The organism is Agrobacterium sp. CCNWLW155 (assembly GCF_036888815.1).
In the GTDB taxonomy this organism is placed as follows: domain Bacteria; phylum Pseudomonadota; class Alphaproteobacteria; order Rhizobiales; family Rhizobiaceae; genus Agrobacterium; species Agrobacterium radiobacter.
This window is the reverse complement of record NZ_JBAKFW010000005.1, coordinates 333,679-347,690: the sequence shown is the minus strand read 5'-3', so window position 1 is coordinate 347,690 and position 14,012 is coordinate 333,679. Positions and strand designations below refer to the sequence as shown.

The 14,012-nt window shown below is 59.5% G+C and carries 14 protein-coding genes; 12 read left to right on the top strand and 2 right to left on the bottom strand.

Translation table 11 applies throughout. The features are described 5' to 3' along the window. Positions 1–18: 18 nt before the first annotated feature. On the bottom strand, positions 19–816 hold the full coding sequence (locus V6S97_RS16535) for an NAD-dependent epimerase/dehydratase family protein (RefSeq protein WP_111821062.1): 798 nt from the start codon (positions 814–816) through the stop codon (positions 19–21). Positions 817–955: 139 nt separating this feature from the next. On the opposite strand from V6S97_RS16535, the gene kduI reads away from it, so the two are divergent. From kduI to V6S97_RS16575, 8 genes are all read left to right on the top strand, one after another. Continuing rightward, positions 956–1,780 carry a 5-dehydro-4-deoxy-D-glucuronate isomerase gene (gene kduI / locus V6S97_RS16540; RefSeq protein WP_080866738.1) on the top strand — a complete coding sequence of 275 codons (825 nt, stop codon included), beginning with the start codon at positions 956–958 and terminating at the stop codon, positions 1,778–1,780. After that, on the top strand, positions 1,777–2,520 hold the full coding sequence (kduD, locus tag V6S97_RS16545; protein ID WP_020812566.1) for a 2-dehydro-3-deoxy-D-gluconate 5-dehydrogenase KduD: 744 nt from the start codon (positions 1,777–1,779) through the stop codon (positions 2,518–2,520). Before kduI ends, kduD begins: the two co-directional genes overlap by 4 nt. A 114-nt stretch (positions 2,521–2,634) precedes the next feature. After that, positions 2,635–3,546, top strand: a complete 912-nt coding sequence (gene kdgD, locus V6S97_RS16550) for a 5-dehydro-4-deoxyglucarate dehydratase (RefSeq protein WP_080867429.1) — start codon at positions 2,635–2,637, stop codon at positions 3,544–3,546. 36 nt (positions 3,547–3,582) lie between these two features. After that, positions 3,583–4,719: a D-galactarolactone cycloisomerase gene (locus V6S97_RS16555; protein WP_111821061.1), complete on the top strand. Its 1,137-nt coding sequence runs from the start codon at positions 3,583–3,585 to the stop codon at positions 4,717–4,719. Next, positions 4,716–5,594 (top strand): amidohydrolase family protein, encoded by an 879-nt coding sequence (locus tag V6S97_RS16560; RefSeq protein WP_087745502.1) that lies wholly within the window; start codon positions 4,716–4,718, stop codon positions 5,592–5,594. The genes V6S97_RS16555 and V6S97_RS16560 overlap by 4 nt, the downstream gene beginning before the upstream one ends. 143 nt (positions 5,595–5,737) lie before the next feature. After that, on the top strand, positions 5,738–6,715 hold the full coding sequence (locus tag V6S97_RS16565; protein WP_026372454.1) for a TRAP transporter substrate-binding protein: 978 nt from the start codon (positions 5,738–5,740) through the stop codon (positions 6,713–6,715). A gap of 69 nt (positions 6,716–6,784) precedes the next feature. After that, positions 6,785–7,306 carry a TRAP transporter small permease gene (locus V6S97_RS16570; RefSeq protein WP_020812561.1) on the top strand — a complete coding sequence of 174 codons (522 nt, stop codon included), beginning with the start codon at positions 6,785–6,787 and terminating at the stop codon, positions 7,304–7,306. Between the two features lies 1 nt (position 7,307). After that, a complete protein-coding gene (locus V6S97_RS16575) occupies positions 7,308–8,588 on the top strand; it encodes a TRAP transporter large permease (protein WP_020812560.1) in 1,281 nt (426 codons plus the stop codon). 29 nt (positions 8,589–8,617) lie between these two features. Here the strand turns inward: V6S97_RS16575 and V6S97_RS16580 are convergent, their stop codons facing one another. Beyond that, positions 8,618–9,544 carry a helix-turn-helix transcriptional regulator gene (locus V6S97_RS16580; RefSeq protein WP_020812559.1) on the bottom strand — a complete coding sequence of 309 codons (927 nt, stop codon included), beginning with the start codon at positions 9,542–9,544 and terminating at the stop codon, positions 8,618–8,620. A 212-nt stretch (positions 9,545–9,756) separates the two neighbouring features. On the opposite strand from V6S97_RS16580, the gene V6S97_RS16585 reads away from it, so the two are divergent. From V6S97_RS16585 to V6S97_RS16600, 4 genes are read left to right on the top strand one after another with little or no spacing between them, the layout of a single operon-like run. Further along, positions 9,757–10,638, top strand: coding sequence for a carbohydrate ABC transporter permease (locus tag V6S97_RS16585; protein WP_111821060.1), 882 nt, complete (start codon positions 9,757–9,759; stop codon positions 10,636–10,638). A 4-nt stretch (positions 10,639–10,642) separates the two neighbouring features. Then, positions 10,643–11,527 carry a carbohydrate ABC transporter permease gene (locus V6S97_RS16590; RefSeq protein WP_003508131.1) on the top strand — a complete coding sequence of 295 codons (885 nt, stop codon included), beginning with the start codon at positions 10,643–10,645 and terminating at the stop codon, positions 11,525–11,527. A 2-nt stretch (positions 11,528–11,529) separates the two neighbouring features. Beyond that, positions 11,530–12,630, top strand: coding sequence for an ABC transporter ATP-binding protein (locus V6S97_RS16595; protein WP_003508132.1), 1,101 nt, complete (start codon positions 11,530–11,532; stop codon positions 12,628–12,630). 43 nt (positions 12,631–12,673) lie between these two features. Continuing rightward, on the top strand, positions 12,674–13,942 hold the full coding sequence (locus tag V6S97_RS16600) for an ABC transporter substrate-binding protein (protein ID WP_111821059.1): 1,269 nt from the start codon (positions 12,674–12,676) through the stop codon (positions 13,940–13,942). The last annotated feature ends 70 nt before the right edge of the window (positions 13,943–14,012 follow it).

Below are 14,012 nucleotides of genomic sequence, written 5' to 3'. Positions count from 1 at the left end.
AATGTTTCATGCGGCATCTCAGCTTTCCCTGAAGATCGGATTGTCGACGAACACACCCCCCTGAAACCGCACCAGCGCATCTTCCGGGGCAGGCTTTTGCGTTGTCGCTGATATATGCTGCCGGAAGGTCTCGGCATTGTCCTTCGGTTTCCAGCCGAGATAACCGAGATGCGAATTGTCCCACCAGCCGGCATCATTGGCCGATGCGCCCCAGACGACCGGGCAGCCGAGCACCGGTGCGCGAAACACCGCTTGGATCAGCGACACAAAATCATCGTATGAGAACCATGTGGAAAGCATGCGGTAATTGGTGGGTTCCGGCGTGCAGGAGCCGATGCGCACCAGCGCCGTCTCCTGCCCGAACTTCTCGAAATACATGCGGGCAAGGCTTTCGCCGAAACATTTGGAAACGCCGTAAAGCCCGTCCGGCCGGACGGGCACGTCGGGACCGAGCCTCTCGGTCTGGGAATAATAGCCAATTGTATGGTTTGAGCTGGCAAAGACGATGCGCGGCCGGCCATGGGCGCGGGCGGCCTCGTAGAGATTATAAAGCCCGATGATATTGCCCTGAAGGATTTGTTCGAAGGGCTTCTCCACCGAAATGCCGCCGAGATGAACGATGCCGTCGCAACCGGCGACCATCGCATCCACGGCATTTTCATCCGCAAGGTCGCATTGCACACATTCCTCGTTCGGCCCCGCCGGGTCGAGCGGGGCGAGATCGGCAAGACGCAATATCTCGGCCATCGGTGCAAGGCGTTCACGCATCACGCGGCCAAGCTGGCCCGCCGCACCGGTAACAAGAAGCCGTTTCATTGCAATTCTCCCAAGCCTGTTCCACGTCCGCAGCGTGGTCGAGATATGCCGGCACCTCTTGACCTTGTCATACAGATCGTACAAAAAGCGGATAACATATATTATGTGCCATACGCAACAATCATGAAGGATGAGTTTGATGCTGACCGTCGAAACAAGGCAGGCCGTGAACCCGGAATATGCAAAAACGCTGGATACCGAAGGGCTCCGCCGGCATTTCCTCGCCAACGACATGTTCCGTTCCGGTGAAATCAGACTGATCTATACCCATTACGACCGTTTCGTCATGGGCGGCGCGGTGCCAAATGGTGCGCCGCTGACGCTGGACAAGGTGGAAGAAACCAAGACGCCGTCCTTCCTCGACCGGCGTGAAATGGGCATCGTCAATATCGGCGAGGCGGGCACCGTCAGCGCCGGCGGCGAGACCTACACGCTCAATCGCGGTGACGTGCTTTATCTCGGTGCGGGCAGCGGCGCGGTAACGTTTGATGGTGCTGGCCGATTCTACATCACGTCTTGCCCGGCGCATCGCAGCCTGTCGGCAAAGCTCGTCAGCCTTGCCGACAGCAAGGAGGTCAAGCTCGGCGCGACCGAAACCTCCAACAAGCGCACCATCAACCAGTTCATCCATCCGCTTGTCATGGAAAGCTGCCAGCTGGTGCTGGGTTATACAACGCTGGAGGACGGCTCCGTCTGGAACACCATCCCCTCGCATATTCATGACCGCCGCATGGAAGCCTATCTCTATTTCGGCATGGATGAAAAGTCGCGCGTCCTGCATCTGATGGGCGAACCGCAGGAGACCCGCCATCTGTTCATTTCGAACGAAGAAGGCGCGATTTCACCGCCCTGGTCCATCCATTCCGGTGCGGGCATCGGTTCCTACACCTTCATCTGGGCCATGGCGGGCGACAATGTCGACTATACCGACATGGACTTCATCCAGCCGGGGGATCTGAAATGAGAAATCCCTTTTCGCTTCAAGGGCGTAAGGCGCTCGTGACAGGCGCGAATACCGGTCTTGGCCAGGCGATTGCGGTGGGGCTCGCCGCAGCCGGTGCGGAGGTGGTCTGCGCCGCGCGCCGCGCACCGGATGAAACGCTTGATATCATCGCGAAGGATGGCGGCAAGGCGAGCGCCCTGTCGATTGATTTCGCCGATCCGCTGGCGGCGAAGGACAGTTTCGTCGATGCCGGCTTCGATATTCTCGTCAACAATGCCGGCATCATCCGCCGTGCCGATTCAGTCGAGTTTTCCGAACTCGACTGGGACGAGGTCATGGACGTCAATCTCAAGGCGCTGTTTTTTACCACGCAGGCCTTTGCGAAAGAGCTGTTGGCAAAAGGTCGGCCCGGCAAGGTGGTCAATATCGCCTCGCTCCTGTCGTTTCAGGGCGGCATTCGCGTCCCGTCCTACACGGCGGCGAAACATGGCGTTGCCGGTCTCACCAAGCTTCTGGCGAATGAGTGGGCTGCGAAGGGCATCAATGTGAATGCCATCGCGCCCGGTTACATCGAAACCAACAATACCGAGGCGTTGCGCGCGGATGCCGCCCGCAACAAAGCCATTCTCGAGCGTATTCCGGCCGGCCGTTGGGGTCATTCCGAAGATATCGCCGGTGCAGCGGTCTTTCTGGCTTCGCCGGCGGCGGATTACGTGCATGGCGCCATTCTCAATGTTGATGGCGGCTGGCTGGCGCGTTGATCTGTGACAGATTTTCGAAATTCATCATACAAGATGTATGATGAGTTGTTGACAAAGATGCGGCAAGCGGCTTAGGTGGCTTTCAGTCAGTGAACTTGCAGAGGAATTTCGATGATGAACCCTGAACAAATCAAGACGGCGCTTGGCTCCGGTCTGTTGTCTTTCCCGGTCACCCATTTCGATGCCGAGGGTCGTTTTGCGGCCGATAGCTACAGGGCGCATGTCGAATGGCTCGCCGGATACAAGGCGCCGGTGCTGTTTGCCGCCGGCGGCACGGGTGAGTTCTTTTCGCTGAAGCCGGATGAGATCCCCACCATCGTCTCCGCCGCCAAGGAAGTTGCCGGCGAAACCGCCATTGTTTCCGGCTGCGGTTACGGCACCGAGATCGCCGTTGATATTGCCCGCTCTGTCGAAAAGGTCGGTGCTGACGGTATCCTGCTTCTGCCGCATTACCTCATCGATGCGCCGCAGGAAGGGCTTTACGCCCATATCAAGAAGGTGTGTCAGTCGGTCGGCATCGGCGTCATGGTCTATAACCGCGACAATTCCGTGCTGCAGGCAGATACGCTGGCGCGTCTCTGCGACGAATGCCCGAACCTCGTCGGTTTCAAGGACGGCACCGGCGATATCGGCCTTGTGCGCCAGATCACCGCCAAGATGGGTGACCGCCTGATGTATCTCGGCGGCATGCCGACGGCGGAACTGTTTGCCGAAGCCTATCTCGGCGCCGGTTTCACCACCTATTCCTCGGCGGTCTTCAACTTCGTGCCGGGCCTTGCCAATGAGTTCTATGCGGCGCTGCGTGCCGGTGAGCGCGCCACCTGCGAGCGCATCCTGACGGAGTTCTTCTATCCGTTCATGGCGATCCGCAACCGCGCCAAGGGTTACGCCGTCTCCGCCGTCAAGGCCGGCGTGCGCCTGCAGGGCTTCAACGCCGGTCCGGTGCGTGCGCCGCTGAAGGACCTGACGAATGAGGAAATCGGCATGCTCGATGCCCTGATCGGCACGCATAAGCGCAAAGCCTGATTAGGGGGCCTGATCGAGACAAGCGGGAGGGGAGCCATGAAAATCACGGCGGTGCGCACGCATCTGCTCGAGCACCGGCTGGACACGCCGTTTGAAAGTGCATCCATGCGCTTTGATCGACGCGCCCATATTCTGGTTGAGATCGAATGTGACGACGGGACCGTCGGCTGGGGTGAATGCCTCGGCCCGGCACGGCCGAATGCCGCCGTGGTTCAGGCTTATGCGGGCTGGCTTATCGGCCAGGACCCGCGCCAGACCGAAAAAATCTGGGCCGTGCTTTATAATGCCCTGCGCGATCAGGGTCAGCGCGGCCTCAGCCTCACCGCATTGTCCGGCATCGACATTGCGCTCTGGGACATCAAGGGCAAGCACTACGGTGCTTCCATCTCGATGCTGCTCGGCGGGCGCTGGCGTGAAAGCGTGCGCGCCTATGCGACCGGCAGTTTCAAGCGCGATGGCGTTGACCGCGTCTCCGACAATGCCTTGGAGATGGCGGAGCGCCGGGCGGAAGGCTTTCACGCCTGCAAGATCAAGATCGGTTTCGGTATCGAGGAAGACCTCAGGGTTATCGCTGCGGTGCGGGAGGCCATCGGGCCGGATATGCGGCTGATGATCGACGCCAATCATGGTTATACCGTCACCGAAGCCATCACGCTCGGCAAGCGCGCTGCCGATTATGGTATCGACTGGTTTGAGGAACCGGTGGTTCCGGAACAGCTTGATGCCTATGCCCGGGTGCGGGCGGGTCAGCCAATCCCGGTTGCGGGCGGCGAGACCTGGCATGGACGTTATGGCATGTGGCAGGCGCTTTCCGCCGGTGCTGTGGATATTCTCCAGCCCGATCTATGCGGCTGCGGCGGCTTTTCCGAAACACAGAAGATTGCGACGCTTGCCACGCTGCACGGCGTGCGCATCGTGCCGCATGTCTGGGGGACCGGCGTGCAGATCGCCGCCGCGCTGCAATTCATGGCGGCGATGACGCCCGATCCGGTGCGCGTCAATCCGATCGAGCCGATCATGGAGTTCGATCGCACGCATAATCCGTTTCGTCAGGCCGTGCTGCGCGAGCCTATCGAGGCGTTGAACGGCATTGTCGCCATTCCCAATGGTCCCGGTCTTGGAATTGAGATCAACCGCGACGCATTGCTTGAATTCAGGATGCCAGACCCGTGAGCGAACTTGTCAGAAAACTGAGCGGCACAGCGCCTCAGCCTGCTTTCCCGAAAGGGGCTGTCGACACGCAGATGCATATGTATCTGCCTGGTTATCCCGCCTTACCGGGCGGGCCGGGCCTGCCGCCCGGCGCCTTGCCGGGACCGGAGGAGTATCGCAAGCTCATGCAGTGGCTCGGCATCGACCGGGTCATCATCACTCAGGGCAACGCCCACCAGCGCGATAATGGCAACACGCTCGCCTGTGTCGCTGAGATGGGCGAGGCGGCCCGCGCCGTGGTCATTATCGATGCGGCCACGACCGAAAAGGACATGGAGAGACTGATCGCCGCCGGCGCCGTTGGCGCGCGCATCATGGATCTGCCTGGCGGTGCCGTGAACCTTTCCGAGCTTGATGCGGTGGATGAGAGAGCGCAGGCGGCTGACTGGATGGTGGCGGTGCAATTCGACGGCAATGGTCTTCTCGATCACCTGCCACGCCTTCAGAAAATCCGCTCACGCTGGGTGTTTGATCACCACGGCAAGTTCTTCAAGGGCATCAAAACGGACGGCCCGGAAATGACGGCTCTTCTGAAGCTGATCGATCGCGGCAATCTCTGGTTCAAGTTCGCCGGCGTCTATGAAAGTTCGCAGGAAAACTGGCCCTATGAGGATGTCGCCGCCTTTTCGCGGGTGATCGCCGCCCATGCGCCGGAGCGCATCGTCTGGGGCACCAACTGGCCGCATAATTCGGTGCGCGAAACGGCTGCCTATCCGGACGATGCCCGCCTTGCCGAACTGACGCTCGGCTGGCTGCCGGATGAGGCGGCCCGTCATCGTGCATTGGTGGAAAATCCGGAAGCGCTGTTCAAGATGCCGCCATTCAAGGCGGCATAGGTCAATTCGGGATGGGAGGGGAAGGGAGGCCCCATCATCCTTTTCAAATGAGAGGTCTTTGCATGCCGGCCCGGATGGGCGTGAAAAAATCGGTCCGATAGCCTTGGAGGGGCTGGGCCGTTTCAACAATGGAGGAGGAAAGCATGAAAAAGATTGCAAGCATGATGTGCGTCGCGATGGGGATCGCGCTATCAGGTGTGGCCGCCGGCGCGCAGGAAATAACCCTGCGCTCCGCCGATATCCACCCGGATGGTTATCCAACCGTCGAAGCCGTGAAATACATGGGCGAGCTGCTGGCCGAGCGAAGCAATGGCCGCATCAAGATCCAGGTCATGAACAATTCCGTTCTCGGCGGCGAGAAAGACACTATTGAGCAGACCCGTTTCGGCGTCATCGACATGAACCGCGTCAACGCCGCCCCCTTCAACAATCTGGTCAAGGAAACCACCGTTCTCGGCCTGCCGTTCCTGTTCCGCTCGACCGAGCACATGCACAATACGGTGGACGGCCCGATCGGCGATGAGGTTCTGGCAGCCTTCGAACCACACGGCCTTGTCGGCCTTGCCTTTTACGATTCCGGTGCGCGTTCCTTCTACACCACCAAAAAGCCCGTCGAAAAACTGGCGGACCTGAAGGGCCTGAAAATTCGCGTGCAGCAGTCCGATCTGTGGATTTCGATGATGCAGGCCTTTGGCGCCAACCCAACGCCGATGCCGATGGGTGAGGTCTATTCCTCACTTGAAACCGGCGTCGTTGACGGCGCCGAAAACAACTGGCCGTCTTACGAATCCGCCCGCCACTATGAAGTGGCGAAAAACTACTCGCTGACGGAGCATTCCCTCAATCCGGAAATTCTCGTCATTTCCAAGATCTCCTATGACAAGCTCTCGCCGGAAGACCAGAAGCTGCTGCGCCAGGCCGCCAAGGATTCCGTTGCCAAGATGCGCGAACTCTGGAGCGCGCGCGAAAAGGCGTCGGAAGAAAAAGTCCGCGCCGGCGGCGCCAACATCATCAAGGTCAACAAAGAGGAATTCGCTGCGGCGATGGGTCCGGTCTACGACAAATTCGTCACCGATCCGAAGATGAAAGACCTTCTGGAACGTGTGAAAGCGGTCAAGTAACGCGCGGAAAACCGGCCCTGGACACAGGGCCGGTTTTCTTTTGTCGCCGTGGATGCGGAGGAACAGACAATGCGAAATTTCATGCGGGCAATCCGCCCCTTTCTCGGCGCGCTCAGCCACGCGTCGCTTTATATTGCCAGTATCGGTATGATCGCCATGACGCTCATCGTCGGCTGGCAGGTCTTTGCCCGTTACATCCTGAATGATTCACCCAGCTGGTCGGAGCCGCTGTCGCTGCATCTCATGTCATGGTTCATCATGCTGGGGGCAGCCGTCGGCGTGCGCGAAAGCGTGCATCTTGGGCTTGATATTCTGCGCTACATGATGTCGCCACGCGTGCAGAAAGTCATGGACTTGACGAGCCTTGCGCTCATCTTTTTCTTCGGCGTCGGTATGGCCTGGTATGGTGCCTCGCTTTCCATGGGCACGTGGTCGGCGACGATCCCGGTTCTCGGCTGGCCCGGCGGCACGGACTTCTTCCCGCTGATCGGCGGCGGTTTCCTCATTGCGCTGTTTTCCGCCGAACGTTTCATCGATCTTATCATCGGCGAGGAAATCGCGGCTGACGTGATCGTGCAGGAGGCTGCGTAAAATGGCTTACACCATTCTCTTCGGCGTCTTCACCCTGCTGATGCTGATCGGCACGCCGATCGCCTTCTGCCTCGGCATCGCTTCCTTCGCCACGGTTCTTTATCTCGGCCTGCCACCCGTCGTTGTGTTCCAGCAGATGAATTCCGGCATGAATGTCTTTGCGATGATGGCGATCCCGTTCTTCATCTTCGCCGGAGACCTCATGGTGCGCGGCGGCATCGCCCATCGCCTCATCCGCTTTGCCGCCGGTCTCGTCGGGCACCTGCGCGGCGGCCTCGGTCAGGTCAATATCGTGGCCTCGACGTTGTTCGGCGGCATTTCCGGTTCGGCCGTCGCCGATGCCTCGGCTGTCGGCGGGCTGATGATCCCGCAAATGGCCAAACGCGGTTATGACAGGGATTATGCCGTCAATATCACAGTCAATGCCGCCATCATCGCGCTGATGATCCCGCCCTCGCATAACATGATCCTCTATTCGATTGCAGCGGGCGGCAACGTCTCGGTCGCCGATCTTTTCACCGCCGGCATCATTCCGGGCCTGCTTTTGGCCGCGGCGCTGATGGTGACGGCCTATATCGTCGCCCGCCGCAAGGGTTATCCATCCGAACCGTTTCCTGGTTTTTCGAAGCTGATGTATTATCTGCTGGCGTCGTTCCCCGGCATTCTGCTGATCGGCATCATCTTCGGCGGTGTGCGCTCGGGCATTTTCACCGCCACGGAAAGCTCCTGCATCGCCGTGCTCTATGCCTTCCTCGTAGCCATGCTGGTTTACCGCGAGCTGGACTGGAACGGTTTCGTGGAAGCGGTGATGGGTGCCGTCCGCACCACGGCCATGGTGCTGCTCGTCATCGGCACGGCGGCGTCCTTCGGCTGGCTGATGGCCTTCCTGCAGGTGCAGACGCTGATGATCGCCGCAATCAGCGCGATTTCGGACAATCCAATCATCGTGCTGCTGGTTATCAACGTCATCCTGCTGCTGCTCGGCACCTTCATGGACATGGCGCCCATGGTCATCATCTCCACGCCGGTGCTTTTGCCTGTCGTGAAGGCCTTCGGCATCGACCCCGTGCATTTCGGCGTCGTGATGATCCTGAATGCCGGCATCGGCCTCAACACGCCGCCGGTCGGAACGGTGCTCTTCGTCGGCTGCGCGGTGGGCGGCATATCGATACGGGAAGCGATGCGGACGATCTGGCCTTTCTTCGGCGCCAGCATCGCCGTGCTGCTCGCCGTCACCTATATCCCGTCGCTTTCCCTGTGGTTGCCATCACTGTTCCGGTAACTCCGGAGGTTCCAAACAAGGAGGCCCCGCTATGCCGGGGCCTTTTCCATTTCGGCGGCAAGCAGCCTCTGTTGTTCATGCTCGTCAAACGCCATCAGATTGCCATGCCGGCTGCGGCGTATCCGGTTCATATGCTCGCGCGGACTTAGTCCCAGTGTGCGCTTGAACATGCGTGAGAAATAATAGGGGTCGCCATACCCCACCTCGGCAGCGGCCGCCGAGACTGAAAGTCCTGCCTCGAGAAAATGCATGGCGCGTTCCATGCGCTTGAATTCCTGATATTTCCGCGGCGTTCGACCCACCCGTTTCTGGAATTCGCGCAGGAAATAATCGCGATTATAGGGCGCTGCGTCTGTCGCCCGACCGGCAATGTCAGGGTCCAGCGGATTGGCCGAAATCATGGTGATCGCCTTCATCACCGCAAGGTCGAGGCCTTCCGTGCCTTCCGGCTGGAAACTCGGGCGGTCAACCCATCCGAGGAAGGCATCGTCGATGAAGGCGATCAGAAGCACCATGAAAAGATGGTGCTGGCCCAGTGTCACGGAAGAGGGCGGGGCGCTCTGCCGGTAGTGACGCACGAGCGGCTCCAAAAGCGGCCAGCGGCTCAGCCGTAATTTCGGCTTCAGGTCCATCTGCGCGATCAGGTTGTGGCGGCCGTAAATGTCGAGCGTGAAATGCTGCGCCACGCCGCGATAGGTCAAGGCCTGCTCGTTCCAGCCGACAAAGCGCTGCCCCTTCAAAATCAGCATCGCATCACCGGGCTCCAGCACCCGCGCCTCGCCATCGACGAGATAGTGCCCGCGTCCTTCCAGGCAGATGATGAGATCGTCCACCTGATTGGATTTGTCGATCTGCCAGGTGCGCGAATGCTCCATCTTGATCGTCGCGCGCGTCAGGTTGAGGTTGAGCGCCGCAGGCGGAACGGATGACAAAATGCCACCTTCGATTTCGTCCATCTTTTTCCTCGTCTTTGTTAATTCACCTTGGCTCGGAAATTTGGTCTTGTCACCGCATAAATAGCTTTTACGCGCCGTATCAATGAGGGAGGAGATCGGTCGCGGCGAGAAATTGCGCCATCACGCGCCCGCCGCCGGCCGTTCCAGGAGAATCACTTGTACGAAATTGTATTCTGTCAGTCGCGTTCCATTGGGGCGCGGGGAGGTGCGGCATGAAATCTCAGCGCTTCCTCGGGCTGGGATATCTGACGCCTTATATCATCGGGCTGCTGGTCTTTACCGCGATCCCGTTTCTTGGCTCACTCTATCTCAGCTTCACCCGTTACGACCTGATGAGCGATCCAAGCTGGGCGGGGCTGGCGAATTACGAGCGCCTGGTCACCCGCGACCGCACCTTCATGAAATCGCTGAACGTTACCCTGTTCTACGTGTTTCTGACGGTGCCGCTGAAGCTTGCCTTCGCCCTCTTCATTGCGGCGATACTCAATTACAAGCTGCAATTCATCAACTTCTTCCGCACGGCCTTTTACGTGCCGTCCATCCTCGGCGGCTCGATCGCGATTGCGGTGCTGTGGCGCTACATCTTTGCAAGCGAGGGGCTCGCCAATATGGCGTTGGCGGCCGTCGGCCTGTCGCCGGTTGATTGGTTCGGTGATCCCGGCAACGCGCTTTTCACCATCACGCTGCTGCGTTGCTGGCAGTTCGGCTCTGCTATGGTGATCTTTCTCGCCGCCCTGCAATCCATCGACAAATCGCTTTACGAGGCGGCCGCCATCGATGGCGCGGGCAAGGTCAGGACCTTCTTCTTCATCACGCTGCCGCTTTTGACACCCGTGATCTTCTTCAACCTCATCATGCAGATGGTGCAGGCATTCCAGGAGTTCAACGGACCTTACATCATCACCCAGGGCGGGCCGCTGAAGTCCACTTACCTCCTGCCACTTTATATCTACGACGAGGCCTTCAAGAAGTTCAACATGGGCTATGCCTCCGCCATCGCCTGGGTGCTTTTCACCATCATCACCGTGCTGACCCTCGTGGCCTTCTGGTCCTCGAAGAAGTGGGTCTATTACGCCGGCGACAAGCGGAATTGATGCCATGACCGATATCGCAACCCTAAACGACATGCAGGCGGCCCGCCGGGCACGGCTCAGGCTGCTCTCCACCTCCGTCCGCTACGTGCTGCTGTTCGCCGTCGGCCTTGTCATGCTTTACCCGCTGATCTGGCTGGTGGGCGCAAGCTTCAAGACCAATTCGGAAATCTTCTCCGGCGCCGGTTTCATCCCGGAAAACCCGACGCTGGATGGCTATATCCGCGGCTGGGAAACCTCGACGCCCTATACGTTCGGCCGGTTCTTCTGGAATTCGTTCCTGATCATCCTGCCGAAGGTCATCGGCACGGCGATTTCCTGCACCATGGCGGCCTATGCCTTTGCCCGCTTCGATTTTCCGCTGAAGAAAATCCTGTTCGGCTCGGTCATCGCCATCTTGCTCCTGCCGAACGTCGTCACCCGCATTCCGCAATATATTCTGTTCCGTGATCTCGGCTGGCTGGATAGTTTCCTGCCGCTCTGGGTTCCCTCGGCTTTCGCCGGTGATGCCTTCTTCGTCTTCATGCTGGTGCAGTTCCTGCGCTCGCTGCCATCGGACATGGAAGAGGCCGCCCGCGTGGATGGCGCCAACAGCCTGCAGACGCTCATCTATATCGTCGTGCCGATGCTGGCGCCGGCGCTGATCTCGGTCTGCCTGTTCCAGTTCATGTGGACGATGAACGATTTTCTTGGGCCGCTGATCTACCTGTCCTCGGTCGACAAATATCCGGTGAGCCTTGCGCTCAAACTCTCCATCGACACCACCGAAGCCTTTGAATGGAACCGCATCCTGGCGATGTCGGTGCTGACGATCGCGCCTGCGCTGATCGTGTTCTTTGCGGCGCAACGGTATTTCATTGAAGGGATCTCGTCTGGCGGGGTCAAGGGCTGAAAATGGCAAGCGTTCAACTTAAAAATCTCGAAAAAATCTATGGCGGCAGCTTCAAGGCCGTGCATGGCATCAATCTCGACGTCGAGGATGGTGAGTTCATGGTGTTCGTCGGCCCTTCCGGCTGCGCCAAATCCACGACGCTGCGCATGGTGGCGGGGCTGGAGGAAATCACCGGCGGCGAAATCCTCATCGGTGACCAGCGCGTCAACGACCTGCCCCCCGGCAAGCGCTCCATCGCCATGGTATTCCAGAATTATGCGCTTTATCCGCATATGAAGGTGCGCGGCAATCTCGCCTTCGGCCTGAAGATCGCCGGTGTCGCCAAGCCTGAGATCGAAAAGGCGATCGACAATGTCGCGCGCATTCTCGAAATCGAGCCGCTGCTCGACCGGTTGCCGAAGCAGCTTTCCGGCGGACAGGCGCAGCGTGTGGCGCTGGGTCGCGCGCTCATCAAGAAACCTGGCGTGTTCCTGTTCGATGAGCCGCTGTCCAATCTCGATGCCAAGCTGCGCGCCTCCATGCGGGTACGCATCACCGATCTGCACCGCCAGCTGAAGGCGGAAGGTCTGTCCTCCACGGTCATTTACGTTACGCATGACCAGACGGAAGCCATGACCATGGGGGACCGTATCTGCGTGATGCAGGCCGGGCGCATCATGCAGGTCGCGACGCCGAAGGAGCTCTACAACCATCCCGCCAATCTGTTCGTGGCCGGTTTTATCGGTATGCCGGAAATGAACCTCGTGGATGTGACCATCGACGGTGCGGAATTCGTCATTGGCGGGCAGCGCCTGCCAATCGGCGAACATCTTGAAAGGCGTCTTTCAGCAAAGCCGGTAGATGCCGTCATCGGCATTCGCCCGCAGCATCTCTCGCTGGCAGGCGAGGCTGATGGTCCGGCCTTGCAGGCGAAACTCACCAATGCGGAATTCATGGGTCACGAGGTCTATCTGCACGCCGATCTCGGCGGCCAGAAGCTGGTGAGCGTGGTGGGGGCGGCGGAGTTCGAAGCGCTCGGACGCGACGGTATCCTGCGGCTGAAGCCGGACCCGGAGAAGCTGCATATTTTCGACAAGGCCGATGGCCGCAACGTCTCGCTGTGAGGAGGGGACGCGCGTGCCTGATTTTTCGAGGAGGAGAAGAACAATGAAGATGATGACAAGAATGATGGCGATGTTCGCCGGTGTAGCCTATGCCGCCATGGCGGCGGCCCCCGCGGCGGGTGCTGCAGAACTGCGCATGTCGTGGTGGGGCGGTGAAAGCCGCCATGTCGCCACCCAGAAGGCCATTGCCGCCTGCGGCGAGAAATACGGCCACACGGTGAAGGGGGAATTCACCGGCTTCGACGGCTATCTGGAAAAGCTGACCACGCAGATGGCCGGCAAGACGGAAGCCGATATCGTTCAGGTCAACTGGCCATGGCTGCCGCTGTTTTCCAAGAACGGCGAGGGTTTTGCCGATCTGCGCCAGCTGAAACCGCTCGATCTTTCGCAATGGGCCGAGACCGATCTGGAGGCAGGATCGATGAACGGCGTGCTGCAGGGGCTTTCCGTCTCCACCACGGGCCGCGTCTTCTTCTTTAACGCCACCACCTTCGAGAAGGCGGGCGTGGAAATTCCGAAGTCCTGGGATGAGTTCTTCGCGGCAACCAAGACCATCAAGGAAAAGCTCGGCAAGGACTATTACACCTTCAATGCCGTGAAAGAGACCGCCCAGTTGCTCGTAACGCTGGCCATCGTGCAGAAGACGGGCAAGGATCTGGTCGACCCCAAGACCAACCGTGTGGCCTGGACGCCGCAGGAGCTGGCAGAGGGCATCTCCTTCGTCGGCAAGCTGGTCGAAACCGGCTCCATCCGCTCCCAGAAAGAGGAGGCGGCCGATGGCAACGTCAATCTCTATGAAAAGCCGTCCTGGTCCGAAGGCCGCATCGCCGGCTCCTATGAATGGGACTCGACCTATTCGAAATATGCCGATCCCCTGAAGGAGGGACAGGTTCTGAAACCGGTGCCGATGCTGAAGCTTGCCGATGCCGTGACGGAAGGCGTTTATCGCAAGCCCTCCATGGTATTTTCGATCTCGAAAAACTCCAAAAATCCGGAAGCGGCTGCTCAGATTCTGAACTGCCTGCTTAACGAGCCGGAGGGCGTCGACGCGCTTGGCACCTCGCGCGGTCTGCCGGCGTCGAAGGCTGCGGCGGCGCGTCTGGGTGACAAGGGCGAGCCGGAAGTGCGCGCCGCCAATGCCATCGTCATGGCGGCATCGGGACCGGTGGTTTCCCCCTTCAACGAACATCCGGAAATCCGCTCGGGCTTTATCGATACGCTTGAAGAATATGCCTATGGCCAGCTGACGGCGGAACAGGCAGCCGAGCAGATCATCGATACGACCAACGATGTTCTTGCCAAGTTCGATTGACGACAATGGCCCGCCGCCTCTGGTGGCGGGCCCTCTATCCGGCCGCCGGATGATATGAAGCATGTCCGCC